Annotated in this window: 26 protein-coding genes and 1 pseudogene; 17 read left to right on the top strand and 10 right to left on the bottom strand. The window is 60.6% G+C overall.

The genetic code is table 11. The features are described from left to right. The first annotated feature begins 5 nt into the window (after positions 1–5). Together ABLV54_RS14065 and ABLV54_RS14060 are read left to right on the top strand one after the other, a co-directional pair. Positions 6–452 carry a YetF domain-containing protein gene (locus ABLV54_RS14065; protein ID WP_023289822.1) on the top strand — a complete coding sequence of 149 codons (447 nt, stop codon included), beginning with the start codon at positions 6–8 and terminating at the stop codon, positions 450–452. Between the two features lie 320 nt (positions 453–772). After that, positions 773–1768 (top strand): SDR family oxidoreductase, encoded by a 996-nt coding sequence (locus tag ABLV54_RS14060; RefSeq protein ID WP_023289824.1) that lies wholly within the window; start codon positions 773–775, stop codon positions 1766–1768. On the opposite strand, the gene ABLV54_RS14055 is transcribed toward ABLV54_RS14060, so the two are convergent. From ABLV54_RS14055 to ABLV54_RS14035, 5 genes are all read right to left on the bottom strand, one after another. Beyond that, positions 1765–3390, bottom strand: coding sequence for an alpha-amylase family protein (locus tag ABLV54_RS14055; RefSeq protein WP_348814184.1), 1626 nt, complete (start codon positions 3388–3390; stop codon positions 1765–1767). The genes ABLV54_RS14060 and ABLV54_RS14055 overlap by 4 nt on opposite strands. 39 nt (positions 3391–3429) lie before the next feature. Next, complete coding sequence (locus ABLV54_RS14050) at positions 3430–3603, bottom strand: hypothetical protein (RefSeq protein ID WP_044523443.1); 174 nt, start codon at positions 3601–3603, stop codon at positions 3430–3432. 16 nt (positions 3604–3619) lie between these two features. Next, the gene (locus ABLV54_RS14045) at positions 3620–4126 is read right to left on the bottom strand and encodes a ferritin-like domain-containing protein (protein ID WP_060589514.1); all 507 of its coding nucleotides are present in this window, start codon (positions 4124–4126) and stop codon (positions 3620–3622) included. Between the two features lie 23 nt (positions 4127–4149). Next, a complete protein-coding gene (locus ABLV54_RS14040) occupies positions 4150–4365 on the bottom strand; it encodes a hypothetical protein (RefSeq protein ID WP_226563928.1) in 216 nt (71 codons plus the stop codon). 346 nt (positions 4366–4711) lie between these two features. Further along, positions 4712–4897: a general stress protein gene (locus ABLV54_RS14035; protein ID WP_008804757.1), complete on the bottom strand. Its 186-nt coding sequence runs from the start codon at positions 4895–4897 to the stop codon at positions 4712–4714. A gap of 655 nt (positions 4898–5552) precedes the next feature. On the opposite strand from ABLV54_RS14035, the gene ABLV54_RS14030 reads away from it, so the two are divergent. Together ABLV54_RS14030 and ABLV54_RS14025 are read left to right on the top strand one after the other, a co-directional pair. After that, on the top strand, positions 5553–6467 hold the full coding sequence (locus ABLV54_RS14030) for an SDR family oxidoreductase (protein WP_023289828.1): 915 nt from the start codon (positions 5553–5555) through the stop codon (positions 6465–6467). Between the two features lie 190 nt (positions 6468–6657). Further along, entirely contained in the window at positions 6658–6903 is a 246-nt protein-coding gene (locus ABLV54_RS14025; protein WP_101881165.1) for a DUF2543 family protein, read from the top strand. Between the two features lie 67 nt (positions 6904–6970). Here ABLV54_RS14025 and ABLV54_RS14020 read toward each other — a convergent pair whose 3' ends face one another. Then, positions 6971–7864 (bottom strand): LysR family transcriptional regulator, encoded by an 894-nt coding sequence (locus tag ABLV54_RS14020; protein WP_101881164.1) that lies wholly within the window; start codon positions 7862–7864, stop codon positions 6971–6973. Positions 7865–7978: 114 nt separating this feature from the next. Between ABLV54_RS14020 and ABLV54_RS14015 the strand changes: the two genes are divergently transcribed. Both ABLV54_RS14015 and sra read left to right on the top strand, forming a co-directional pair. Further along, complete coding sequence (locus ABLV54_RS14015) at positions 7979–8830, top strand: Vmh family MBL fold metallo-hydrolase (protein ID WP_050533468.1); 852 nt, start codon at positions 7979–7981, stop codon at positions 8828–8830. Positions 8831–9007: 177 nt separating this feature from the next. Continuing rightward, positions 9008–9148, top strand: a complete 141-nt coding sequence (gene sra / locus ABLV54_RS14010; RefSeq protein ID WP_012541615.1) for a stationary-phase-induced ribosome-associated protein — start codon at positions 9008–9010, stop codon at positions 9146–9148. Here sra and ABLV54_RS14005 read toward each other — a convergent pair. Next, positions 9145–9252 (bottom strand): hypothetical protein, encoded by a 108-nt coding sequence (locus tag ABLV54_RS14005; protein WP_032425875.1) that lies wholly within the window; start codon positions 9250–9252, stop codon positions 9145–9147. The two genes, sra and ABLV54_RS14005, sit on opposite strands and share 4 nt — an antisense overlap. A 78-nt stretch (positions 9253–9330) precedes the next feature. Between ABLV54_RS14005 and ABLV54_RS14000 the strand changes: the two genes are divergently transcribed. Both ABLV54_RS14000 and ABLV54_RS13995 read left to right on the top strand, forming a co-directional pair. Beyond that, positions 9331–11028 carry an NAD-dependent malic enzyme gene (locus ABLV54_RS14000; protein ID WP_101881163.1) on the top strand — a complete coding sequence of 566 codons (1698 nt, stop codon included), beginning with the start codon at positions 9331–9333 and terminating at the stop codon, positions 11026–11028. Positions 11029–11550: 522 nt separating this feature from the next. Further along, entirely contained in the window at positions 11551–13263 is a 1713-nt protein-coding gene (locus ABLV54_RS13995) for an ABC-F family ATP-binding cassette domain-containing protein (protein WP_101881162.1), read from the top strand. 35 nt (positions 13264–13298) lie between these two features. Here the strand turns inward: ABLV54_RS13995 and ABLV54_RS13990 are convergent, their stop codons facing one another. After that, positions 13299–14252 (bottom strand): helix-turn-helix domain-containing GNAT family N-acetyltransferase, encoded by a 954-nt coding sequence (locus ABLV54_RS13990; RefSeq protein ID WP_032452996.1) that lies wholly within the window; start codon positions 14250–14252, stop codon positions 13299–13301. Positions 14253–14395: 143 nt separating this feature from the next. Then, positions 14396–14995, bottom strand: a complete 600-nt coding sequence (locus ABLV54_RS13985) for an inorganic diphosphatase (RefSeq protein ID WP_023289834.1) — start codon at positions 14993–14995, stop codon at positions 14396–14398. Between the two features lie 253 nt (positions 14996–15248). Here ABLV54_RS13985 and adhP point away from each other — a divergent pair, with 253 nt between their 5' ends. The 7 genes from adhP to ABLV54_RS13950 all read left to right on the top strand — a co-directional run bounded on the left by adhP (position 15249) and on the right by ABLV54_RS13950 (position 23553). Further along, positions 15249–16259: an alcohol dehydrogenase AdhP gene (gene adhP, locus ABLV54_RS13980; protein ID WP_002906221.1), complete on the top strand. Its 1011-nt coding sequence runs from the start codon at positions 15249–15251 to the stop codon at positions 16257–16259. A gap of 171 nt (positions 16260–16430) precedes the next feature. Beyond that, a complete protein-coding gene (locus ABLV54_RS13975) occupies positions 16431–18053 on the top strand; it encodes a TIGR04028 family ABC transporter substrate-binding protein (RefSeq protein ID WP_101881161.1) in 1623 nt (540 codons plus the stop codon). Between the two features lie 10 nt (positions 18054–18063). Continuing rightward, entirely contained in the window at positions 18064–19008 is a 945-nt protein-coding gene (locus ABLV54_RS13970) for an ABC transporter permease (RefSeq protein ID WP_023289836.1), read from the top strand. Then, on the top strand, positions 19005–19853 hold the full coding sequence (locus ABLV54_RS13965) for an ABC transporter permease (protein ID WP_101881160.1): 849 nt from the start codon (positions 19005–19007) through the stop codon (positions 19851–19853). Before ABLV54_RS13970 ends, ABLV54_RS13965 begins: the two co-directional genes overlap by 4 nt. Beyond that, complete coding sequence (locus ABLV54_RS13960) at positions 19850–21466, top strand: ABC transporter ATP-binding protein (RefSeq protein ID WP_101881159.1); 1617 nt, start codon at positions 19850–19852, stop codon at positions 21464–21466. Before ABLV54_RS13965 ends, ABLV54_RS13960 begins: the two co-directional genes overlap by 4 nt. Then, on the top strand, positions 21466–22452 hold the full coding sequence (locus ABLV54_RS13955; RefSeq protein ID WP_164481505.1) for a putative FMN-dependent luciferase-like monooxygenase: 987 nt from the start codon (positions 21466–21468) through the stop codon (positions 22450–22452). Before ABLV54_RS13960 ends, ABLV54_RS13955 begins: the two co-directional genes overlap by 1 nt. A gap of 9 nt (positions 22453–22461) precedes the next feature. Then, positions 22462–23553 carry an alkylhydroperoxidase domain protein gene (locus ABLV54_RS13950; protein WP_101881157.1) on the top strand — a complete coding sequence of 364 codons (1092 nt, stop codon included), beginning with the start codon at positions 22462–22464 and terminating at the stop codon, positions 23551–23553. Between the two features lie 6 nt (positions 23554–23559). Here ABLV54_RS13950 and araJ read toward each other — a convergent pair whose 3' ends face one another. Further along, entirely contained in the window at positions 23560–24714 is a 1155-nt protein-coding gene (gene araJ, locus ABLV54_RS13945) for an MFS transporter AraJ (RefSeq protein ID WP_101867243.1), read from the bottom strand. Positions 24715–24992: 278 nt separating this feature from the next. Here araJ and ABLV54_RS13940 point away from each other — a divergent pair, with 278 nt between their 5' ends. Beyond that, complete coding sequence (locus ABLV54_RS13940; RefSeq protein WP_101881155.1) at positions 24993–25430, top strand: VOC family protein; 438 nt, start codon at positions 24993–24995, stop codon at positions 25428–25430. Between the two features lie 86 nt (positions 25431–25516). Then, positions 25517–26263: pseudogene (gene ppk2, locus ABLV54_RS13935) on the top strand (polyphosphate kinase 2); the annotation flags it as partial. Between the last annotated feature and the right edge of the window lie 57 nt (positions 26264–26320).

Raw genomic sequence — 26320 nt, 5'->3', positions numbered from 1 at the left:
TCGCGATGGAAATGGTCCTTAGAGCCGCAGCAATCTATCTGATATTGCTGATTATTTTCAAGATTGCCGGCAGACGAACCCTGATGCAGTTAACGAATTTTGACCTGATATTGCTGCTGATTATCAGCGAAGCCACCCAGCAGGCGATGCTCAGCACAGACTATTCCGTCACCGGTTCGATGCTGACTATCGTCACCCTGGTCAGTATTGATATTTTATTTGGTTATATTAAGAAAAAATTTGCCCAGGCGGAAAATTTCCTTGATGGCACGCCGGTTATCGTGGTGGAAAATGGTGCTGTCATCGATGAGAAAATCAAGCTCGTCAATATTTCTGTCGATGATATCCTGCTGGCGGCCAGGCAGCACCATGGGATTTATGAACTGAAAGCGATCAAATTCGCTATTCTCGAACGTAACGGCCAAATATCCATTATTCCGCAACAGGAATAACAGCGGAATAGCTATTTATCGCGCTCCGGTTGTTTATCCCCCGATTCCGGGGCGCGGGTGGCGTCATCCTCTTCTTTTTCAACGCTACGCGTGTTTAATGTCAACATTTTTCCTCCTCGCGGGTTGTCAGGGACCTTAGAGATTATAGAACCTCAACGCCTGCTTATGCAGAAACAGGCCAGAGTCATCAGGATATGTCGCCTGATTCACACTGCGCTTATTCCAGGATATTTCCCACCTCACCGTTGTTATTTGTGCTTAATAATTACTCGATCCGTGCAGCTTAAATTTACGATAGCGAAAAAATGAATGAGGTCACTATGTCCGTGATGGTTATTACCGGCGGAACCGCCGGGGCAGGAAAAGCCACCGCGCTGCGTTTCGCCCGCGCAGGGTATCACGTGGCGCTGATCGCCCGCGATGAAACGGGTCTGCAGGAGACGCAGCAGGCCTGCGAACGGTTTGGCGTCAAAACGCTGGCGATTAGCGCCGATGTTGCCGATGCCGGGGCTGTGCAGCGCGCCGCCGCCGAGGTGGAAGCCACCCTCGGTGCCATAGACGTCTGGATCAACAACGCCATGACCACCGTGCTGGCGCCCTTTCGTCAGATGAGCGACGACGAATTTCGCCGGGTGACGGAGGTGACCTATCTTGGCTATGTCAACGGCACCCGCGCGGCGCTGGAGGTGATGACGCCCCGGGATCGGGGGGTGATTATTCAGGCTGGATCGGCGCTGGCCTGGCGCTCGATCCCCCTGCAGTCGGCCTATTGCGGAGCCAAAGCGGCCATTCGCGGCTTCACCGATGCCGTGCGCACCGAGCTGATGCATGAGAAAAGCCACATCCAGTTGACCATGGTCCAGCTGCCGGGGATGAACACCGCTCAGTTTGGCTGGGCACGCAACAAAATGGATCAGGCCATGCAGCCGGTACCGCCGGTCTATCAGCCGGAGGTCGCCGCCGAGGCTATCTACAGCGTGATCCAGCGGCCGGTGAACGAGCTGTGGGTGGGGAAAAGCACCATCCAGTCGATCCTCGGCCAGGTCTTCTTCCCTCGTCTGCTCGATCGGCTGATGGTGAAGAAAGCGTGGGAGGGACAGTTTACCGGCCAGCCGAAGCCGGCAGAGCACCAGGACGACCTGTTCACGCCGGTGCGCGGCAATCATCCCGGACACGGCCCCTTTAACGATGGCGCACGGCGTAAAGCAGTGACCATCAGCGCCGATCTACCGGGAAAAGTGGCTGCCGGCGTCGGCGTGGCGGTGGCGACGATGGCCCTGCGGGCGTTGTTCCGTCGACCGGGGAGACGGCGCTAAGGCAGGCTGCGGCTGAACCAGCGGTAGCCATACCCTGAGAGCGCCAGCCGCGCCTCTTTCCCACCGTGCAGCCCGTCCTGGTAGAACTTATCTTCCAGAATCGGGCTCCAGTAGCCCTCGGCCAGCGGCGGGAGCTGCACCTCTACCGCCTGCTGGCCGCAGTTCGCCAGCATCAACACCTCCCGCGATTCGCTGCGATAGCACAAGGCCAGCACCGCGGCAGGCTTCACCGCAAGGAGGGTAAAAGGGATGGATCCCGGTTCAGTATATTCCGTGCGCGCCAGCACCATATTGCGCACCCGATGCAGTAGCGAGCGGGGGTGGCGCAGCGCCGCTTCGACATTGATCCGCTGGTAGCGAAACCGTCCGCTGGCCACCGGTTTTACCGGCAAATCCTCCCGCGCCGCCCGGGAGAAGCCGCCGTTGGGCGCCGCCGACCACTGCATCGGCGTTCGGACCGCGTAGCGCTCCGGTAAGCGCAGATCGTCGCCCATACCAATCTCGTCGCCATAGCGCATCACCGGCACGCCAGGCAGCGCCAGCAGGATAGCATGGGCCAGCGCGATGCGTCGGGTATCGCCACCCAGCATCGGCGCCAGCCGCCGGCGCACGCCGCGCTGGTAAACCGACATCGATTTATCCGGGGCAAAGGTGCGGATAACCTGGCGCTTGTTGCGTTCGCCAATCCCCTCCAGGTCCAGTTCATCATGGTTACGCAGCCAGTTGACGAAGCAGCATCCGTCCGACGGGGCCACCATCGCCTGCAGCGCCTTCACCACCGGGGTGGCGCGCTGCTGCGCCAGGCTGACATAGAGGTATTTATTAAGCCAGAAATTGAGCACCATCTGCAGCCGATCGCCGCGGCCGAAATAATGGCGATACGCTTCCACCTCCACGTCCACTTCACCCAGCAGTATCGCGTCGGGGTTGAGGCGCTGCACGACCTGGCGAAGATGCGTCAGCAGCGGGTAGCCCCGCGCCTCTTCACCCTTCCCGGCCTGCTTCACCAGATGTGACGCCGCATCGAGGCGAAATCCTGACACCCCGGCCTGCAGCCAGAAGGTGATGATGTTTTCTATTTCGGCGATCACCGGCGGATGAGCGAGATTCAGGTCGGGCTCATGCCGATAAAACATGTGACGATAGTATTGTCCGGCCTGGTCGTCCCAGCTCCAGACGCTCTCCTCGACGCCGGGAAACATGGGGGGATCGTCGTTCTCCGGCGGCCGATCGGCCCAAAGATAGTATGGCCGCCACGGCGAGCGGGGATCGCGTCGCGCCGCCTGAAACCACGGGTGCCGGGCGGAGGTGTGCTGGATAACCAGCTCAACGATCACCCGCAGTCCCAGCTCCCGGGCGCGGGCAATCAGCTCAATCACATCGGCGATGGTCCCGAAGCGGGGATCGGGCTGCAGATGGTCGCTGATATCATAGCCATCATCCTGCAGTGGGGTGAGATAGAAAGGGGTCAGCCAGAGCACCGTCGCCCCCAGACTACGAATGTAGTGCAGCTTTTGGCGGATACCGGCAAGATCGCCAAACCCATCGCCGTTGGCGTCGTAAAACAGAGAACTGTCCACCTGATAGATGACCGCTCTGTGAAACCACTCTTCCTGTTGCATCACTATCACCTTGCGTTCTGCCCGCCACTGTCAGCTTCCTCAGCGCGCCCTCCTGTTCCTGACGTCTGCTTTGCCGACAGGCGGTACGGGATCGGGCTCTGCAGGAGGGGCCCTGTTCGCCACCGCGTCCACCAGCGCCTGCTGCCTGGCGGTTAATTTCAGCGGAACCGCTTTCTCCGTGGCGAGCAGCGCGATGGTGTGGCGCTTAACCATAATTGACTCCGGCGGCTTATTGTCCGGCCTCAACGCCGGGCAGATTGTTATGCATCAGATATTGCCCGGTCAGCGCCGGCAGATGATGCAGCAGCCAGTCAGCCATCCCTCTCTCTTCGGCAAGGATCCCTTCCAGAGTAGGCATCGCGCTATGGTCCCCCACTCGCTTCGCCGCCGTTAATAAAGCGGTATAGCAGGCGACCTCAAATTGGGCAAAAACGTAGGCGGTGATAATCAGTTTAATGAGCTCATCGCCGGGCAGCATGATGCCAATAGTCTGGCCCAGGGCTGCGACCCGGCTCATCGCATCCTTCAGCGCCGAGCGGGAAATGTGGTTGCGGGCGATAAGGTCCTGCAGGGCCGACAGTTGCCGACGGGTTTCATAGAGATGTTGTTCAAGGCGGGTCCGTAATTGCGGTTCATTATCGAGGCGTCTGATGGTGGCCATAAGCAGTGACTCGGCCTGTTTTTCCATGGCATGGGCATCGCGAAGCCAATTATGGTAATTTTCACTATCCGTCATATACACCTCTGATCATTAATTTTTTATTTTGACGGGGAATCTTCATTCTCTTCCGCCGCCTGGTCAGCTCGCGCTGCGCTATATCCGGATAAATGGCCAACAATATTAGCGTAAATACTGATGAGAATGACCCACAGGACGCTGTCTTTCCACCAGATTAACGAGGGTATCGCCAGACCCACCCACATAACGGCGGCCATAAGATGACAACGTTTAATAAATACCGGCGTCAGTTTCATTTTATTACCTTAGATCTGAACAATATTTATCAAGCGGATGTGTTGCTGCCCACCCCTGGCATCCGGCGGTTAATACCCGGCTGACAATATCTTCCCTTTTCACAGCCATAAAAACAGTGCCGTCATTTACTCGCCCTTACCGCTTCGCCGGCACATTGCCGCTGCGGTAAACAGCGCTTAATAATTAAGGTTGCTATAATTTAATTATCCTGCTCCTTTTCTTCCATCGCGGACAATAGACGATGGGTGAAGGAAAGCGTTCGCAAATAAACAGAAACCTGCGGACCGCCAGGCCCACAGGTTTCTGTCCCGACGCCGTCGAAACGGCGTCACGGGTCATCAGTCGCTAGCTGTCGCCGGCTTTACGGCCGCCGCCATGACTGTTCTTACCACCCTTTTTACCGGCTTCGGATGCACGCTCAGGATCATTTTTAAAGTTCCCGCCGCTGTGCTGTCCACCTTTACGCCCGGCTTCGGATGCTTTTTCACGATCTTCTGCAAAATTACCTGACCCGCCTCTATGCTCTGCCATAATGTTCACCTTTGGTTTGATCAATATCGGTTGGTAAATGGAAAATGACCCTGTTACAAATCATCGCCCTCGATATCTAACACTAGAGGAATACCCGCAGGAGTCAAATTAATTCCGGCCATTAATCAGCGTTACCAATAAATAAATTAACCACAGCGAAGCGGCACTAAAAATTAATCTTTCCGCAACCCCTTCTTCGCTTTGGATTATATGCCCATTATGGTCTGTTCTGCGGACAGCGATCCTCGTTTGTAAACAAATGAAAATAAAGTGATGAATAAATATTTCTTCCACTCCCGGACAGCCACCCTTACAAAAAATACCACCTAAGAGGCATGGCGTTATTAGCCATGCGTAGCGGGTTAACTTAATATTGCCTTTTTCACGACGCGTCTTCCTCTCCGTCTTTAAAAAATTTTCCCCGGGGAGAAAAATAGCCCAGCCACGTTAAATATTGATGGAATAATCCTAATTTCACCCCAGCGATATTAACGCAGCGCTATTCACTTAAATACGCTGGGGATCAGTCGGTTAAGGAATAACAGTACCTCTTTTCCCGGGCATTCACTGGCCCTGGGCGAATCACACGGGGTCCGGCGATGGGGGAACCTGACCTATCCTTACAGCTGGCCCGTTCTGTCTGAAGGAGATGACTATGCAAGATGAAAAACCGCCAATGAAGAAATTACCCACCTCCATGTTGCCAGAAGAGACGGCTCCACGTCCGGAGTTCCCGGAGCAAGAACAAAACCCGCCGGGTCTGGATGCGGAAATGGAGCCGTCACCGGACCATGGGGAAACCAGCTACACCGGCACCGGGCGGCTGGCCGGTAAGAAAGCGCTCATTACCGGCGGTGACTCCGGCATTGGCCGCGCGGTGGCGATCGCCTTTGCCCGCGAAGGGGCCGATGTCGCCATAAGCTATCTGCCGGAAGAGCAAGAGGATGCCGATGAAGTCATCGCCCTGATTAAAGCCGAAGGCCGCACCGCGGTGGCCCTGCCGGGGGATATTCGCTCCGAGTCCTTCTGTCAGTCGCTGGTGGCCGATGCGGTGGAACAGCTGGGTGGCCTGAGCATCCTGGTCAATAACGCCGGGCGTCAGCAATATTGTGAGACTCTCGAGGAGCTCACCACCGAAGACTTTGACGCCACCTTTAAAACCAATGTCTACGCGCCGTTCTGGATCACCCGCGCCGCGCTGCCCCATCTCCAGGCCGGGAGCGCGATCATCAACACCACCTCGGTGCAGGCCTATAAACCCAGTCCGATCCTGCTCGATTACGCCCAGACCAAAGCCTGCCTGGCGATCTTCACTAAATCGCTGGCCAAACAGGTGGCAAAACGCGGCATTCGCGTTAACGCCGTGGCGCCAGGCCCTTACTGGACGGTACTGCAGTCCAGCGGCGGTCAGCCGGACGAGAAAGTGAAACAGTTCGGGAAGGACACGCCGATGGGGCGTCCGGGACAGCCGGTCGAGATCGCCCCGCTGTACGTCACCCTGGCATCCGATGCCTGCTCTTATACCTCCGGCCAGGTTTGGTGCTCTGACGGTGGGGACGGGGTAGTCTAAGCCTCCCGGCAGACCGGCGTGCGACATCGCGCGCCGGTTTTACCTTCCGCTCCCCGGGGATCGGAATCTGCCCTCTCGCCTCGCCGGCGCGGCGATTTTTCCTCTCCTGCAGCCTACCGGCCGCATGCTATGATACTCGCCCGCCGCTGTGCGCTAACCCCGGCCCTGACGCCAATCCTGAGGACGACAGATGAGTAATGACATCCCCCTGAAATTTTATGACATCGTGGACGAATACGAGACCGAAGCGGCTGCCCCGGTTAAGGATGAGGAACGCGATGCGCTGGCGCGCTATTTTCAGCTGCTGATTGCGCGGTTAACCCATAACGAAGAGATCGACGAAGAAGCGCAGCAGGAGATGGCCCGCGAGGCGGCCATTGACGAGGGCCGTATTGACGATATCGCTAACTTCCTCAATCAGTGGGGCAACGAGTAAGTCTTATCGTCAGCTCACCGGCAGGGCCGCCGCCCGCCGGTGTTGCCGCTGGAGGCATCGCCGCTGCTCAGGCATCGGCGAGCGTCTCCCCCAGACGTCGCTGCAGCGCATCCAGAAACAGCGGCAGCCCATCGGGCTGATAGTCGCGGGAAAGATAGATGCCGTAAACGCTCAGCGCCTTCGGCGTCCAGTCAGGCAGCACCACCTCCAGCGCGCCGCTGGCAATCGCGCCCCGCGCCTCCAGTTCGGGGAGCATCGCGATGCCGCACCCGGCGACCGCCGCCTCCAGCAGCAAGGAAGAGATCCCCGCGCTCAGATTACCGTTCACCGACACCGACGCCTCCTGCCCCTGCGCATCGCTGAACTGCCAGCGCTGGCCGGCAAAATGGCTGTATAACAGGCAGTTATGCTGTTGCAGATCGTCAAGCGTCGTCAGCGGACCATGCTGGCTGAGCCAGCGCGGCGCAGCGCAGAGTAGCGACCGGCACACGCCGAGACGGCGAGCGATAGCCCCGGCCTCCGGATTATCGGTAATGCGAATGGCCACGTCGATGCGCTCACCGATCAGGCTGACCGGATGGTTATTGATATCCAGCTCCAGGCGCAACAGCGGATAGCGAGCGAGAAAGTCCGGCAGCAGCGGAGAGATCAGCTGCATCGCGGTAAAATGCGCGCACGCCACCCGCAGCGTGCCGCTGGGGTCGGCCCGCTGGCGCTCGCCGGCGATTTCATCGGCGATCCGCGTCAACCCGCGGGTCTTGAGCAACACCTTCTCCCCCGCCGGGGTCAGCGTCAGCCGCCGGGTTGAGCGATGGATCAGCCGGGCGCCGGCCCAGCTCTCCATCTGTTCCAGATAGCGGCTGACCATCGGGCGCGACATCCCCAGCGCGCGCGCCGCGGCGCTGAGGCTTCCCAGTTCGCAAATGCGCAGATATACCTGCGCCGCAATCACCCTGTCCATCACGCCCCCTTCATCTGCACGATTTATGAAACTCAGCATCTCTTATTTCAGGAATTCTATCAAATAGCGAAATCCGTACAATGCTACGCATTCCCCTGTGACTGAGAATGAATGATGAAATTATCTGCCCTTGCTATTGCCACCGCCCTGTTCAGCGGCGCGGTCTTCGCGGCGCCGCTGACGCTGCAGACTTACAACCCTCAGGAGAAAGGTATTTTTGCCGTCAACTCCACCCTCGTTTCCGGCCCGCATGAAGCGGTGCTGTTTGACGCCCAGTTCAGCGTCAAAGACGGCGAAAAGCTGGTGGACATGATCAAGAAAAACGGCAAACCGCTGTCGCGGATTGTGATCACCTCCGGCGATCCTGACTTCTACTTTGGCCTTGAGCCGCTGGTGAAAGCCTTCCCGCAGGCGGAAGTGGTCGCCACGCCGGAAGTGGTTAAACATATTGAAGCCACCAAAGCGGCAAAGCTGGCGTACTGGGGCCCGCAAATGAAAGACGGCGCGCCGACGCAGGTATACGTCCCGCAGGCGCTGAAAGCCAACAGCTTTACCATCGATGGCGAAACAGTGACGATTATGCAGCCGCATGACTACGCGGCGTTCGTTTGGATCCGGGCGAACAAAACGATCCTCGGCGGCACCGGCGTGGCGTGGGGCATGCATCTCTGGACCGCCGACACCCAGACGCCGGCCAGTCGCCAGCAGTGGCGCACTACGCTGGACCAGATGATTGCCCTACGCCCGCAGCAGGTGATCCCGGGGCATTACCTCGGCACGCCGCCGGAGGGTGACCGCGCGGTGCGCTTTACAAAAACCTACCTCCAGCAGTTTGAGCAGGCGCTGAAGACACATAAGGATTCCGCCGGGGTGATCAAGGCCATGGAGACGCAGTGGCCGGGGCTGGCGGAAACCAGCTCGCTGGAGCTTAGCGCCAAAGTTAATACCGGCGAGATGAAGTGGTAATGCCGGCGCTGCGCGAGGGAGACTGTTCTTAATCTGGCGCGCTAAGGTTGCTATTGCCCTGAAAATGGACCACCCTACCTGAGGCCGCATAAAAAACGTGCGGCCAACTTTGGGTTACATTTCATCCGGTCACCACCGGGTTTGCCCTTGAAACCAGAACAGGATAAAGGAGTCAGAATGAAATCGAACCATCAGGCACGTCATCTTCTCGGTCTGAACTACAAGCTTTCCCAGCAGAAAAAAGTGGTGCTGGAAGGCGATGAAGAAACCACCCTCAACCATATCCATGCTACCGGCCGCAAACGCCGCGGTGGTTAATTTTCAGCCTGAGTGATGATAAACAACACCGTCCTGTTGCCAGGATGGTGTTTTTTTATGGCAATTGACGGCTTGTTTACCCGCTTGAAGACCTTCTGCTCTATACTCTGCCCGCTGCTTTTCCACCCGCCCTTCGCTTATCGCCGCGCCGGGACTGTGGACACGATCAAGGAGTTAGTGCGATGCAATTTACCCATAAGAAAAACCGTTGCCTGTATATCCCCTACGCGGGCCCCGTTCTGCTTGAATTCCCTCTGCTCAACAAGGGCAGCGCCTTCAGTATGGAAGAGCGCAGCAGTTTCAACCTGCTTGGCCTGCTGCCGGAAGTGGTTGAAACCATCGAAGAGCAAGCGGAACGCGCCTGGATCCAGTATCAGGGATTCAAAACAGAAATCGACAAACACATTTACCTGCGTAATATCCAGGACACCAACGAGACCCTTTTCTATCGCCTGATTGGCAACCATCTCGAAGAGATGATGCCGGTTATCTATACCCCGACGGTGGGCGCCGCCTGCGAACGTTTCTCCGAGATTTACCGTCGCGCCCGCGGCGTCTTTATCTCCTACCAGAATCGCCATAACCTTGACGACATTCTGCAAAACGTCCCGAACCATAATGTCAAAGTGATTGTGGTGACCGATGGCGAGCGTATCCTCGGCCTCGGCGACCAGGGGATCGGCGGGATGGGGATCCCGATCGGTAAACTGTCGCTGTACACCACCTGCGGCGGCATCAGCCCGGCTTACACCCTGCCCATCGTGCTGGACGTCGGGACAAACAACCAGCAGCTGCTGGACGATCCGTTGTATATGGGCTGGCGCCATCCGCGTATTACCGACGACGAGTACTACCAGTTCGTTGACGATGTGATCCAGGCGATTAAAGCCCGCTGGCCGGACGTGCTGCTGCAGTTTGAAGACTTTGCGCAGAAGAACGCCATGCCGCTGCTCAACCGCTACCGCAATGAGATCTGCTCCTTTAACGACGATATTCAGGGCACCGCGGCGGTCACCGTCGGGACGCTGATCGCCGCCAGCCGCGGCGCCGGCAGCCAGCTGAGCGAACAGAAAATCGTCTTCCTCGGGGCGGGCTCCGCCGGCTGCGGCATCGCCGAGCAAATTATCGCCCAGATCGTCCGCGAAGGACTCAGTGAAGAAGAGGCACGCCAGCGCGTATTTATGGTTGACCGCTTCGGCCTGTTAACCGACGGCATGCCTAATCTGCTGCCGTTCCAGAACAAGCTGGTGCAGAAGCGTGAACATCTGCAGGGCTGGGATACCACTAACGATGTCCTGTCCCTGCTGGACGTGGTGCGCAACGTGAAACCGAACATCCTGATCGGCGTTTCGGGTCAGCCGGGGCTGTTCACGGAAGAGATTATCCGCGAGATGCATAAGCATTGCCCGCGGCCGATCGTGATGCCGCTCTCCAACCCAACGTCACGGGTGGAAGCCACGCCGCAGAATATCCTGAGCTGGACCGACGGCGAGGCGCTGGTCGCCACCGGCAGCCCGTTTGCCCCGGTCACCGTGAAAGGCAAACAGTATCCCATCGCCCAGTGCAACAACTCCTATATCTTCCCGGGCATTGGTCTGGGGGTGATCGCCTCCGGCGCGTCGCGGGTCACCGACGAGATGCTGATGGCCGCCAGCGAAACCCTGGCGAAACACTCGCCGCTGGTCAACAACGGCGAAGGTCCGGTTCTGCCGGAGTTGAAGGATATCCAGACCGTCTCGCGGGCGATCGCCTTCGCGGTCGGTAAGGTGGCTCAGGAGCAGGGCGTGGCGGTGAAAACGTCCGCGGAAGCGCTGCTGCAGTCCATCAGCGATAATTTCTGGCTGCCGGAATATCGTAATTACCGCCGCACCTCAATTTAATCGCACTCACCGGGCCGCACGATCGGCCCGGTTATTAATAGCGTCCGGATAATATTCCCCGCCACAGAAACGCCTTTTTCGCCCATATTCATTTATCGTAAAAATATAAAAAAGATAGCATTTGCCGCACGCCCTGTGCCACGCAAAATCATGGCCTCTGCCCCCTCGCAGACGATCCGCAGGCAGAAACTACAGCCGCGCTGGGCGGGACAATCGATATCCGACGCTTCTCCACACCCTGCCAGTTTTGTCACTGGCGCGCTTTTCCTTTCCCCACTACACTGCCATCACCCATTCACTTACTGAATATAAAAGGAGGCCCCCCATGCTGTATTGTGAAATGTTTATTGTTTCACATGCCTTAGGCAATGGCGCCAGCTCAAGCGTTATCGGTATCGTGCTGCGATAACTTTGGCTTGAGCGAAGACCCTTCACAGAATCCCTTCTCTCCGGCTTACCGGGTTATCGTCAGCGAGTTTTGACGAGGCATTCGCATGCCTGTAACTCTTGAGTAAGTTGACTATGAGTACATTACTAACTGCCCATGCGCTCCACGTGGAGACTGCCTTTGGGCCGCTGTTTAATACCCTCTCCTTCACCCTGAAGAAAGGCGACCGCATCGGTCTCATCGGCCATAACGGTTGCGGCAAAAGCACCCTGCTGCAGGTGCTGGACGGCACCCTCGCGCCCACCTCGGGCAGCGTCTCACTCGCCGGTCAGTGTCTGATGGCCCGCGTTGAACAGCATCTGCCGGAGGCGCTGCGTTCGCAGTCGCTGCTGCAGGCGGTGCTGGCCCTGTTACCCGCCGACGCGCGGGAAGCACAGCGCTGGCTGGCCGAACGCCTGCTGGCGCAGATGGGTTTCACGCCGGCGGTGATGGAGCAGCAAACCAGCACCCTGAGCGGCGGACAGCATACACGCCTGCTGCTGGCCCGGGCGCTGATCCGCCAGCCTGACCTGCTGCTGCTGGATGAGCCCGGCAACCATCTCGATCTGCCCACCCTGCTGTGGCTGGAAAGCTTCTTGCAGACCTGGCAGGGGAGCTTCGTGCTGGTGTCACACGACAACGCTTTACTGGATGCTGTAACTAATGCAAGCTGGATCCTCCGCGACCAGACGCTGCACAGCTTCGCCTTGCCCTGCAGCGCTGCCCGTCAGGCACTGCAGGAGCAGGATGAGAGCGCCGCGTTACGTCATAAGGCGGAGCAAAAAGAGATCGACCGGGTCAGCGCCAGCGCCCGGCGGCTGGCCACCTGGGGTCGGGTGTATGACAACGAAGATCTCGCCCGCAAAGCCAAACAGATGGAGAAGCAGGTCGCCCGCCTGAAAGACGAGCAGACCGAGCTCAGCATCGGCCCGCCGTGGCGCCTGGTGTTGCAGGGGGACGCCCTGCCGGCGGACCGCCTGCTGGAGATGGACAGGCTGCCGGTGGCTCCCGCGCCGGGACTACCGGCCCTGTTCACCACCGGCGTGGCGCGACTGCGCAGCGGCGATCGCGTGGCCATCATGGGCCGCAACGGCGGCGGTAAATCGTCCTTGCTGCGCCTGCTGTGGCAGCAGATGAACGACGCATCGCCGCTTCCGGGGCTGCGTCTGCACCCCCGGCTTCACCCCGGGTACTACGACCAGACCCTGGCGCAGTTGCCGGACGAGGCCAGCCTGCTCGACGCCCTGACGCCCTTCGCCCCGTCGGCGGACACCCGTAAACGGGCGCTGATCGCCGCCGGGTTTGGCTGGGCGAGGCATGGACAGAAGGTCTGCACCCTCAGCGGCGGCGAGCGGTCGCGGCTGCTGTTCGTCGGTCTGTCGCTGGCGCGCTACAGCCTGCTGCTGCTGGATGAACCCACCAACCATCTGGATATGGAGGGCAAAGCGGCGCTGGCGCAGACGCTCCGCGACTATCCCGGCGGCGTGCTGCTGGTCAGTCATGACCGCCAGCTTATTAGCGAAAGCTGTAACCGCTTCTGGCTGATCGACAGCGCCGGGTTAACGGAGTGGCACAGTCTGGAGGAGGTCTATGCCCGTCTGCAGGCGCAGACCCCCACCCTGACGGCGGCCTCCTCATCCCAGGAGCCGTCACTCGCGGCTGATGATGAAGAGGCGCTGCTGACGCGCCTGATAGCCCTGGAGCAATGGCTGGCGGACGATATGGCCCGTAAGCCGAAACATCAAAAGCCCTCGCTGCAGACCCAGTGGCGAGAGGAGATCGCCCGGCTGCTTAACCAGCTGGCGTAATCTTCGCGCTCCCCGCCGGCTAAGGCACCACGCCCTTAGCCGGCGTTTCCTGGCCGGGTAAACTGCTGCTCGGTCATCATCTTTCCCCACTGGTCCCCCTGCCATTCGCGGGTTAACGTGAAGCCAAAGGACTCATACAGTTTGCGGGCCGCGTCCAGACCTTTAAACGTCCACAGCTGAACGGCGCTGAACTGACGACTGTCGCAGAAAGCCATCGCCTCACTGAGCAGCCGCCTGCCAATGCCGGTTCCCCGGCAGCTGTCATCGAGAATGAACCAGCGCAGATGCGCCTGCTGCTGGCCGAGATCCTCGCCATCGATCGCCACCGAACCGACAATCTTCCCCTCGCGCATCGCCAGCCAGATCTGGTTGACCGGCGAGGAGAGCCGGGTGGCGAATTCCGCGACGCCGCTGGCAACCTTGCCTTCAAAAAAAGCGCCGAAATCATGGTGCCGGGCGTAATACTCCCCGTGCATCTGGGCTATCCGGCCGATCGCCCCCGGCTGATAGCCGGTCACCAGCGAAATTTGCGGCGTCGTTTCCGCAAGCGCAGCATCCCGACACTGCGCCAGCGCCTGAGCATAGGCCGCCAGTCCGCTGGCGACGGTCCGCTGCTGCGTCTCATCGAGATGCGCTAACGCCTCCACCACCCGGCGGGTACCGTAGGCGTTAATCGTTGCCACCGTGTCGTGCCCTTTCGCGGTCAGCGCCAGCGATTTAGACCGCGCGTCCTCCGCGCAGGGGCGCTCCTCCAGCTCTCCGGCGGCCAGCAGACGGGCGACCATCCGGCTGACGCTCGATTTTTCCAGCCCGAGCAATGTGACCAGCTGCGCGGCGGTTATCGTCCCCCTGACCGACACCTCCAGCAGGGTATGCACCGCCGAGGGTGAATAGTGGGTGGCGGCCAGCGTGGTGTTCATAAAACCCAGCTCGCGCACCATTAATCGCGAGGCCGTTCGAATTTGTTGGATTAAAGGCGTGTCAGACATCGTGAGGCGTCCAGTGAAGTAGATAGTTGTATAATACAACCATTTACTTCAGGCCGCGTCAAGAGGATAAACTATCCAGCATGGCAAGGTAGCGTATCGGATGATGGCGTGCCGCGGGCGCCGGACTGCGCCCGCGATAAGTATTATTGCGGGTTCTTTGCCTTCCAGGCCTCCCAGGCCGATTTGATCTCTTGCTTCGCGGCGGCGGCATCATTAAAACCGGCCAGCTCGACCTTTTTCCGCCCCTCTGGTAGTTCTTTGTAGACCCGGAAGAAGGCCTCCAGCCGCTGCTGCTCGATTTTCGGCAGATCGGTGATGGTCTGAATGTCGTCATAGGTCGGATCAATTTTACTGGCCGGGACGGCGATGATTTTGTCGTCTTTCTCACCGCCGTCTATCATCTTAAGAACGCCGATCGGCCGCAGCTTAATCAGCGTGCCCGGGGCCATCGGCGCGCGGGTGTAAAACACCACGTCCAGCGGGTCGCCATCCCCGGCCAGCGACTGGGTTAATGAACCGTAGTTCGCCGGGTAAGCCACCGGCATCGACTGAAAGCGGTCGGCGACGATAAACCCCGTTTTAGCGTCGGTTTCATACTTAATGATCCCGCCTGCCGGGATCTCGGTGACCGCGTAAAACTCTTCCGGATTGTTTTCCGGCTGCGGGAATTCCAGCACATTGTGAGCCTGCGCGGCGGCGGAAAAAAGCAGACCGGCGGTGAGGAGCGTTTTGACCAGATGCATTGTTGTATCACTCTGTTGTTATAAGAAATTGATGCGCAAAACAATAGAGTTGGGTGATGAAGAAAACATGACCATTTCGTGACACTATTATTACCTACCAAAATTAGAGGTATTGTCTGAATTTTGTGCTACGGCTGTAGCAAAAAACCACATCCTGTACTAAAGCGCCTTGTTTTTTTCTCCATAGCGTCTAATCCTTATTGGGTAATATTGCATTAATAAAATTAATCAATCCGCTCTCAAGGAGACAGGCATGAAGGCAGCTGTTGTTACTCACGACCATCAGGTTAACGTTACGGAAAAAACGCTGCGCCCGCTGGAATACGGCGAAGCGCTGTTGAAAATGGAATGCTGCGGCGTGTGTCATACTGACCTGCACGTGAAAAACGGCGATTTTGGCGATAAAACCGGCGTTATTCTCGGTCATGAAGGGATCGGGGTAGTACAAAAAGTCGGCCCTGGCGTCACCTCCCTGAAGCCAGGCGATCGCGCCAGCGTGGCGTGGTTCTTCGAAGGCTGCGGCCACTGCGATTACTGTAACAGCGGCAACGAGACGCTGTGCCGCTCGGTGAAAAACGCTGGCTATACCGTCGACGGCGGCATGGCGGAAGAGTGCATCGTCACCGCCAACTACGCGGTTAAAGTCCCGGACGGCCTCGACTCCGCCGCCGCCAGCAGCATTACCTGCGCTGGGGTCACCACCTACAAAGCCGTTAAGGTCTCCCACATCAAGCCGGGCCAGTGGATCGCTATCTACGGCCTCGGCGGGCTGGGCAACCTGGCGCTGCAGTATGCCAAGAATGTCTTTAACGCCAAAGTGATCGCTATCGACGTCAACGACGGCCAGCTGGAGCTGGCGGCGTCGATGGGCGCTGACCTGACCATCAACTCGCGCAATGAAGATGCGGCGAAAGTGATTCAGGAAAAAACCGGCGGCGCCCACGCTGCGGTGGTGACCGCGGTGGCCAAAGCGGCCTTTAACTCGGCGGTGGATGCCGTTCGCGCCGGCGGCCGCGTGGTGGCGGTAGGCCTGCCGCCAGAGGCGATGAGCCTCGATATTCCACGTCTGGTACTCGACGGTATCGAGGTGGTCGGCTCGCTGGTCGGCACTCGTCAGGATCTGGTGGAAGCGTTCCAGTTCGCCGCCGAAGGCAAAGTGGTGCCGAAAGTCACCCTGCGTCCGCTGGAAGATATCAATGCCATCTTCAAAGAGATGGAACAAGGTCAGATCCGCGGCCGTATGGTTATCGATCTGCGTAGCTAATCGCCAGCGCCTCTCCCGCCCGGGCGAGGCGCTTCTCCTTTCGCGCTTCCCCTCGCTTCCCGCCGCGTAAAGTAAATGCAATTTCCGCAAATGCTTAGCGCAATTCCTTGGTTCCTTTGTTTTTAGCCGCGCCCGATGATGGCAACACAATAGATAACAAAGGAATTCACCATGCATCGTCATTTTCGCCTGCCCGCGCTGGCCGCGCTGTTTCTCTCCGGCGCCTTTTCCGTCTGGGCCGCCGACACGCCGGTTAAAGGCGGTACCTTGATTTATCTGGAGCAGCAACCGCACACCAATCTCTATCCACCCGCCGGCGGCTTTTATCCCAATGGCGGCATACTCAATCAGATCACCGACAAGCTGACCTGGCAGAACCCGAAAACGCTGGAGATTGAGCCGTGGATCGCCGAAAGCTGGACCAGCAATGCCGATAAAACCGAGTACACTTTTCACCTGCGAAAAGGGGTCACCTTCTCGGATGGCACGCCGCTGGACGCCGCCGCGGTCGCCAAAAACTTCGACACCTATGGGCTGGGGGATAAAGCCCATCGCCTGCCCGTCTCGGAGGTGATCAATAACTACCAGCGCAGCGAAGTGATCGACCCGCTGACGGTGAAATTCTACTTCAACAAGCCGTCGCCGGGCTTCCTGCAGGGGACCGCCACCATCGGCTCCGGCCTGGTCTCTCTCAGCACCCTGCAGCGCAATTTCGAGGAGCTGGGCGATGCCCGGCACATCATCGGCTCCGGTCCCTTCGTGGTGCAGGAAGAAAAACCGGGCCGCGAGCTGACGCTGGTGGCGCGCAAGGATTATCAGTGGGGGCCGAAAAACATCGCCCAACAGGGCCCCGCTAACCTCGACGGCATCACCTATATTGTCACCCCGGAAGACAGCGTGCGCATCGGCGCGCTGTTGGCGGGCCAGGCGGGCTTTATTCGCCAGGTGCAGGCCTACGATGAAAAGCAGGCGACCGATCAGGGGTTTACGGTCTACGCCGCGCCTACCCGCGGGGTCAACGACAGCCTGAGCTTCCGCCCGGATAACCCACTGGTCGCCGACCTGCGGGTGCGTCAGGCCCTGCTCCATGCCACCAACGCCCGGCAGGTGGTGGAGACGCTGTTCTCCGCTAACTACCCGCAAGCCACCTCCGTGCTGGCCAGCTCCGCCGCCGGCTATGTCAATCTGAGCGATAAGCTCACCTTCGACCAGGCCAAAGCCCGACAGTTGCTGGATGAGGCCGGCTGGAAACCCGCCGCCGACGGCATTCGCAGCAAAGACGGGCAGCGGCTGGCGCTGACGGTCTATGAGTCGCTCCCGCAGCCGCAGAATAAAGAAGTGCTGCAGCTGATCGCCCAGCAATGGCGCCAGGTGGGGGTAGCGTTAACGGTCAAAGCCGGGGACGCCGGCAGCCGGACGCTCGATAACCTCGACCCGCAGAAAACCCCGCTCACCGTCTCGGAAGTGGGCCGCGCCGACCCGGATGTAGTGAAAAGCATGTTCTTTCCTAACAACCGTGACGCGCTGCTGCAGAAAGGCGGCTCCAGCGATAAAGTGCAGCACTTCCGCGATGATAAGCTGAACGACCTGCTGACCGGCATCTCCGCGGCGGTGGAGTCGCAGCAGCGCCTGCAGTTAACCGGCGATGCCCAGCGCTATCTGATCGATAACGCCTATGTGATCCCCATTTTCGAAGAGCCGCAGGTGTTCGCCGGCGCGCCGTGGGTGAAAGGCGTCAGCTTCGAAGCCGTCGGGCGTCCGTCGTTCTACGGCGCCTGGCTGGATAAACACTAAGAGGCCGGATATGAGCGCTTATCTTCTGCGACGGTTCGGCCAGGGGCTGCTGGTCCTGTGGGCGGCGTTTACCCTCACCTTTTTCCTGCTGCAGGTGCTGCCGGGGGATGCGGTGCTGATCAAGTTTCAGAACCCGGACCTCGGTCTGAGCCCGGCGCAAATCGCCGACATGCGGCTGGCCTACGGCGCCGACAGCCCGCTGTGGCGCCAGTACCTGCACACGCTGCTGGCGATGCTGCACGGCGACTTTGGCTATTCCCTGCAGGCGGGTCTGGCGGTCAGTAGCCTGATTGCCAGCAACCTGCCGGATACCTTAAGCCTCGCCCTGCCGGCCTTCCTGCTGGCCGTGATCCTGGCGTTTGCCCTCGCTTTCGCCTCACGTCTGCCGGGGCTGCGCTGGCTCAGCAACCTCCTGCAGTCGCTGCCGGTGCTGTTTATCTCGCTGCCCACCTTCTGGCTGGGTATCGCCCTGATCCAGCTCTTTTCGTTTCAGCTGCGCTGGATCCCGGTGATCAACCCCGGTCCGCTGGAGGGGCTGATTTTACCGGTTATCGCCGTCGCGCTGCCCATCTCCGCCCCGCTGGCGCAGATCCTGATGCGCAGCATGGATCAGGTGGCGGTTCAGCCCTTCGTCGCGGTCGCCCGCGCCAAGGGAATGAGCGAGACCGGCGTCCTCTGGCGCCATGTGATGGGTAACGCCCTGCTGCCGGCGCTGAATATAGCCGGGCTGCTGCTGGGCGAGCTGATTGCCGGGGCGCTGATCACCGAGACCGTCTTCGGCCGCAGCGGCCTCGGCCAGCTGACCCAGCAGGCGGTGAATAACCAGGATATCGCCGTGCTGCAGGCGGTGGTGATGATCTCAGCTCTCGGTTTTGTCCTGATCAACCTGCTGGTCGACCTGGTCATGCCGCGGCTGGATCCCCGACTCCAATTACAGACCGGAGGTGCGAAATGAGCCTGGTCGACTATGCCATCGCGGTTCGCCGCCGCCCGGAGTGGCGCAAAGTGCGTCTGCAGCCAGGCCTGTGGCTGGCGTGGGCGGTGATGATCACCGCCCTGTTAATGGCCCTTGCCCCACAGTGGTTTACCTCCGCTAACCCGCTGGAAGGGATCCCCGGCGCTCAGCGCCTGGCGCCGCAGGCGCACTACTGGCTGGGTACCGACCAGCTGGGCCGCGACCTGTGGACGCGGGTGGTTTACGGCGCGGTACATTCTCTGTCGGCGGCGCTGATCGCCGTCGCCATCGGTCTGGTGGCGGGCACCGCCCTTGGCACCCTCGCCGGGGCGCTGGCCGGCCGCGTGGAATCAACCATCATGCGCCTGGTGGATGTCCTGCTGGCTATCCCTTCTCTGCTGCTGCAGCTGACGGTAATCATTCTGCTGGGTTTTGGCACGGTGAATGCGGCGGTGGCGGTCGGCGTGGCGGCCATCGCCAGCTTCGCGCGCCTGGCGCGGGCGGAGGTGGTGCGCGTGCGCCACAGTGATTACGTCGAGGCGGCCCGGGGCAGCGGCGGCACCTTTCTCGCCATCTTCTGGCGTCATATCCTGCCCAACTCGCTCACCGCGGTACTCGCCTTCGCCACGCTGCAGTTTGGTCAGGCGATGCTGGCGCTGGCCACCCTCAGCTTCCTTGGCTACGGCACCCCGCCGCCGGTCCCGGAGTGGGGATTACTGATCGCCGAAGGTCGTAATTACCTGTCGACCGCCTGGTGGCTGACCACCTTCCCCGGCCTCGCCGTGGCCGCGGTGGTCCTGGCCGCCAATCGTCTTAGCCGCCAGTGGAGTGGAGTACGCCCATGAACGTTCTCTCTGTTGAAGATCTGCGCATCAGCTACCGGTCGCGGGGCGAATGGCGCGAAGTGGTGCATAACGTCAGCTTTTCCATTCAGCGCGGCGAAATGCTGGCCTTCGTCGGTGAATCCGGCTCGGGGAAAACCACGACCGCGCAGGCCATTATCGGCCTGCTGGCGGATAACGCCCGCCGCGACGCCGGGCGGGTTATCCTCAATGGCGAAGTGATCAGCGACTGGTCGGCAAAACGCCTGAACCGCCTGCGCGGGGTGAGCATCAGCCTGGTGCCGCAGGACCCCGGCAATTCGCTTAATCCGGTAAAAACCATTGGTCAGCAAGTGGAAGAGATCCTGCGGCTGCATCAGTCCCTTTCCGCCGCCGAACGCCGGCAGCAGGTCCTCAACCTGCTGGCTAAAGTCGGGCTCAGCCACCCGGAACAGCGTTTTGACCAGTACCCGCATCAGCTGTCGGGCGGGATGAAACAGCGGGTGCTGATCGCCATCGCCATCGCCCTGCAGCCGGATCTGATTATTGCCGACGAGCCCACCAGCGCCCTCGACGTTACGGTGCAAAAGCGCATTCTCGATCTGCTCGACATCCTGCGGCGCGAGTCGGGAACCGCCGTGCTGTTTGTCACTCACGATCTGGCGCTGGCCGCCGAACGCGCCGACCGGATCATGGTGTTTCGCCAGGGCGAGATTCAGGAACAGGGCGCCACCGAGGCGATTATCCGGCGTCCGCAGCACCCTTACACCCGCCAGTTGCTCCACGATCTGCAGGACGCGCCGCTGAGGCTGACGGCGGATCGTCACCGTCCGCTGGCCACGCCGGCCATTCGCGTCGAAGGGATCAGCAAACGCTTCTCGCTGGGCAAACAGGCCCTGCAGGCGCTCGACAGCGTCAGCTTTGAGGTCAGACGCGGCAGCACCCATGCGCTGGTGGGCGAATCCGGCTCCGGGAAAACCACCCTGGCGCGGATCCTGCTGGGCTTCGAGCGCGCCGACGCCGGACAGGTGACCATCGACGGTATTGACGCCGGGCATCTCAGCCGCGAGGCGCAGCGTCAGCTGCGGCGCAAAATCCAGTTCGTCTACCAGAACCCCTTCGCTTCGCTCGACCCGCGCCAGACGCTGTTTGCGATTATCGAAGAGCCGTTAAAAAACTTTGAGCGCCTCAGCGCGGCGACGCGTCGCCAGCGGGTTGAAAGCGTCGCCGCCCGGGTAGCCCTGGCCCCGGAGCTACTGTCGCGGACGCCGCGGGAGCTTTCCGGCGGCCAGCGGCAGCGGGTGGCGATTGCCCGGGCGCTGATCCTCGAGCCGGCGATACTGGTTCTTGACGAAGCGACCTCGGCGCTCGATGTCACCGTTCAGGCGCAGATCCTCGCCCTGCTGCAGCAGCTACAGCAGCAGCTTGGTCTGAGCTACCTGTTCATTACCCACGATCTGGCGACGGTGAGGCGGATTGCCGACAGCGTCACGGTGCTGCGCGCCGGCCAGGTGGTGGAGCATGGCGACGTTGGGCGCCTGTTCGCCGCTCCGCAGCAGGCCTACACCCGCGAACTGATCGCCGCCATTCCCCAGGTTTCCCCACGCCTGGCTCAGGCCCACATGGAGAACGCATAATGCCTAAACGCCTCGGCTTTTTTACCCGTCTGCTCGATCAGGGCTCCGCACAAACGCGCTACCGGCTGGCAGCCGAACAGATCCGCCACGCGGAGCGCGTCGGCTTCGACAGCGCATGGATTGCCCAGCACCATTTTCATGAACAGGAAGGCGGCCTGCCTTCCCCGCTGGTGTTCCTCGCCCACGTGGCGGCGCAGACTGACCGCATTCGCCTCGGCACAGCGATTATCACGTTGCCCATGGAGAATCCGCTGCGCGTCGCCGAAGACGCGGCGGTGCTGGATTTACTCACCGACGGGCGTCTGGAGGTGGGATTTGGTTCCGGCGGCACGCCAACGTCGTTTCTGCCCTTCGGCCTGACCAGCGAGCAGCGCGGGGCGGTGTTTGCCGACCATCTGCACCTGATCCACAGCGCCTGGCGCGGCGACACCCTCAGCCACCCGGACAACCGTCTCTATCCGCCCGCGCCGCAGCTGGCGGCGCGCATCTGGATCGCCACCTTCTCGGTGGAAGGCGCCATCCGCGCCGGTCAGGCGGGGCACGGGCTGATGCTGTCGCGCACGCAGCCCCGGCCGCCCGGTGAGCCACGCCTGCCGCTGGACGTCATTCAGAACCCGATCGTCGACGCCTATCTGGCGGCGCTGCCGGACGGCGTTGCGCCGCGGATCCTCGCTTCGCGCACCGCCTTCGTCGCCGACAGTCACGCCCACGCCCTGCAGGTCGCCGAACCCGGCCTGCGCAAGCAGGCGGCACAGCACCGGGCTGCGGGTCATCTGATAGAAGGTGACAGTGTCACTGACTATCTGCAACAGCTGGATGCCCACGTGGGCGATCCTGAGCATGTTGTTGCCTCCCTGGCGCAGGACAGCGTGCTGGCCCGCGCCACCGAAGTTTCGTTCCAGGTGCACTCGGTGGAGCCTTCGCACCGGGATACGCTGCGTTCCATTGAGCTGATCGCTCAGCATATTGCCCCCCACATCAGATAAGGAGTCACCATGACGCTGAGTCAGGATATTCTGGCCGAACTGGCGGAGATCGCCGCCGGTTCCCCGCTCGACCGGGCGCGCGCAGTCCGCGATGCCGCTACCCGACATGCGCAGGGAAGTTATGAAGTGCTGTTCAGCCAGCAGGACGCCGACTTTCCCCTCGATGAACGCTTCGCGGTGGCGGCAAAGGTGGCGAAGCTCCATCAGGCGGACGCGCTGGCGGCGCACTATGCCGGCTTCGGCCTGGCCGATCCGACCACGGATCGTCTGGTTCCGGCGCTGGCCTTTGCCCGCCTGCTGACCTTCACCCCCGTCGAAGCGACACCCGGCGCGCTGCAGGCTTTGACAAACGCGGGCTGGAGCCTGCGGGGCATTGTCACCCTGGCGCAGCTGGTGGCCTTTGTCAGCTTCCAGAGCCGCCTGCTGCTGGGTCTGCGGGCGCTCAACCACCAGCCCATCGTCAGCGCCGATACGCCGGTGGTGGCCGGGTACTGGCACACCACCCCGCACGCGCAGAGCGGTAAAGCGGCCCCCGTGCGCTTCACCCGCGAGGAGCTGCACTGGGAACCCTGGCTGGCGGATAAACCGCTGGTGGAATTTAGCGCTGAAGAACAGGCGATTCTGGCCAAATATGGCCATAGCGATTCGCCCTACTTCCGCCTGCTGGCGCGCAACCAGCCGGTGCTGGAGCAGCGGACGCTGACCGATAAAGGCATTTTCTATACCCCGGGGGGATTGCCGCGCGCCGAACGTGAACTGGCCGCCACGGTGGCCAGTAAAATCAACGGCTGTATTTACTGCGCCTCGGTGCATGCCCGCAAAGCGGCGCAGCTGGCGAAGGACGAGACCGCCGTCGACACGCTGCTGGCGGTGACGCCGGGAGAGGATCTGCGCGGTGGGCAGTCGCCGCGCTGGCAGGCGGAAATCGACGCCGCCGCCGCGCTATCGGTGACGCCGCCCGCGCTGAATGCCAGCCACCTGGCAGCGCTTGATGAACAGGGCTTAGATACTCTGGCCCAGCTGGATCTGCTGCAGTCAGCGGCCTTTTTCGCCTGGGCCAACCGGCTGATGCTGACGCTCGGCGAGCCCTGGCGTGAGTAAGCGTCGTTAGCAAGCCTGTCGGCGCTGATGGCGGCCGTAGATGAGCAAGGCGCTCATCGCCAGAAACGACAGCGTGGCGGCGGGGAGCGCCACGCTGTTCCAGCCGAAGCCCTGGGCAATCATCATTCCGCCGCAGAAGGCGCCGATGGCGCTCCCGAGGTTAAAGGCGATCTGCCCCCCTGCCGCCCCCAGCATCTCGCCGCCTTTGGCGTTCTGCAGCAACAGGATCTGCAGCGGCGCCGACAGGGCAAACAGCCCGGCACAGCAGAAAAACGCCAGCGTCAGCGAAGCGATTTTATGCTCCCCGAAGGCAAAGATCAGCAGCAGCGTCACAGCGATCGCCCCGTCGGTGATGGCTGCGATGCGCAGCGGACTGTAGCGCCCGGAAATTTTGCCGCTGAACAGGTTGCCGACCACCATCCCCAGCCCCGCCAGCATCATAATCAGCATCATCCGGCTTTCGGCAAAGCCGGAAACGTTGAGCATAAAGGGCTTAATGTAGCTGAACCACGCGAATACCCCGGCGTTGCCGAACATGGTGGCGGCAAAAATCAGCCACGGCGCCGGGGAAGTGAGGAAACGGAACTGCTCGCGCAGCCGGGTGGTGGCCCGATCATACAGCGTAGGGACCCAGCAGAAGATGGCCATAAACACCGCGACGTTAAACACCGCGATAAGCGCGAAGGTATAGCGCCAGCTAAAATGATGCCCAAGCCAGGTGCCCCCGGGAACGCCCACCAGGTTAGCCACCGTCATGCCGCCGATCATCCCCGCCACCGCGGCGGTCACCCTCCCCGGCGGCGCGATTTTCGACAGGATAATCGCCCCCACGCCGAAGAAAGCCCCGTGGGGAAACCCGGAAACCAGCCGGCCAAGCGCCAGCATGGCGTAGCTGCTGGAGAAGGTAAACAGGGTATTGCCGAGAATGCACAGGGCGGCGAGAAACAGCATCACCGATTTCAACGAAAACCGACTGGAGAGCAACGCCATGATCGGCGCGCCGATCACCACGCCGAAGGCATACCAGGCAATCATATTGCCGGCGGCGGGGATTGAAATCCCGACATCGCGCGCCATGTCCGGCAGCACGCCCATAATGCCAAATTCCGCCATGCCGAGTCCGAAAGTGCCCAGCGCCAGTGAAAAAATCGTTTTTTTCATACATCTTATAGGGGTATTGAGGAGACGGCCGGCATTATTGACCATCCCGCCTCGCCACACCAGCTAAAAACGCCCGACGGCAGTATCCTCCATACAACGGCCTGATTCGTTCATGCGCTCGCCAGCGCCACCATGGCGGTCCTGCTGGCGGCAGAGGCGCCTGGCGGTGGATAATTCCCTGTAAAAATTGGTGGGCACGCAGGGACACATTGTGGATTGATCTCAAGTTAACTTGAGGTTGTAAAGTCGAGACATCGTTCACCTCGGGAGAATCATCCATGCAAAATGTTGATGTTGGCTTTACCCATGTCGCCTTTACCGTCCGCTGTCTGGCCAGCAGCATCGATTTTTATACCCGCTACACGGCGATGACCGTTATTCACCAGCGCGAACCCAACCTCCCCTCGGCGCGTAAAGTGGCGTGGCTCAGCGATCGCACCCGACCTTTCGCCCTGGTGCTGGTGCAAAGTGATGACCCTGCCGACACGCCGCTGGGTCTGTTCGGCCATCTGGGCGTCGCCTGCGCCACCCAGGCGGAGATCGATGAGAAGGTCGCCCAGGCGCGGCGGGAAGGCGTTCTGCGCCGGGAACCGGAGCAGCTGGGCGATCCTGTGGGCTATTTCGCTTTCTTTGCCGACCCGGACGGTAACACCCTGGAGCTGTCATGGGGGCAGCGGGTGGGGCTGGAAGTCATTGCCGCGGGGAACGTCAGCTAGCCCGTCCCGGGCGCGAATATTTTCCACCGCCACGCCTGTGAAGGATTACACTTCAAAGGGATACCTCGGCAACACGGAGCATGGCGATGGGTAATAAGAAAAGCGGTCATCCTGTCGACGCGGCGGTGAAGATCGCCCCGCTCGACAATAAAGCGTACGAGAAGGCGCTGCGCAAGCTCCACGTTGAGCTGGTAAAACTGCAGCGCTGGGTGGTGCATAAAGGGCTGAAGGTATGCATCGTCTTTGAAGGCCGGGACGGCGCCGGCAAAGGCGGCACGATTAAGGCGATCACCGAGCGCGTCAGTCCGCGGATCTTCCGGGTCGTCGCCTTACCCTCGCCCACCGAACGCGAGAAAAGTCAGCTCTATTTTCAGCGCTATATCAAGCACCTCCCGGCGGCTGGCGAAATCGTGATTTTCGATCGCAGCTGGTATAACCGCGCCGGCGTCGAACGGGTGATGGGCTTTTGTACCCCGGAGGAAGTGCAGAAGTTCCTCGACGGCGCGCCGATGGTGGAGCGCGGCATGGTCGAGTCGGGCATTATCCTGCTCAAGTACTGGCTGGAGGTCTCGCCGCAGGAGCAGGAGCGGCGCCTGCGGGATCGCATCGACGACGGGCGCAAGATCTGGAAGCTCTCGCCGATGGACATCAAGTCTTTCAACCGCTGGGATGAATATACCGCTGCCCGCGACGCCATGTTCGCCGCCACCGACACCGCCTGGGCGCCGTGGTTCGTCGCCCGCTCCGAGGATAAAAAGCGGGTGCGTCTGAATATCATTACCCACCTGCTGTCGCAGATCCCCTACGAAGCCTTGCCAGTGGAGCATGTCACGTTGGGCTTTGTTGAATAAATCAGATTTCGGGTAAGTCTCCCCCGTAGCGGGTTGTGT

Origin of the sequence: Klebsiella sp. JB_Kp042 (assembly GCF_040065275.1) — a bacterium.
Classification (GTDB): domain Bacteria; phylum Pseudomonadota; class Gammaproteobacteria; order Enterobacterales; family Enterobacteriaceae; genus Klebsiella; species Klebsiella quasipneumoniae.
This window is presented reverse-complemented; position numbering and strand designations above follow the sequence as displayed.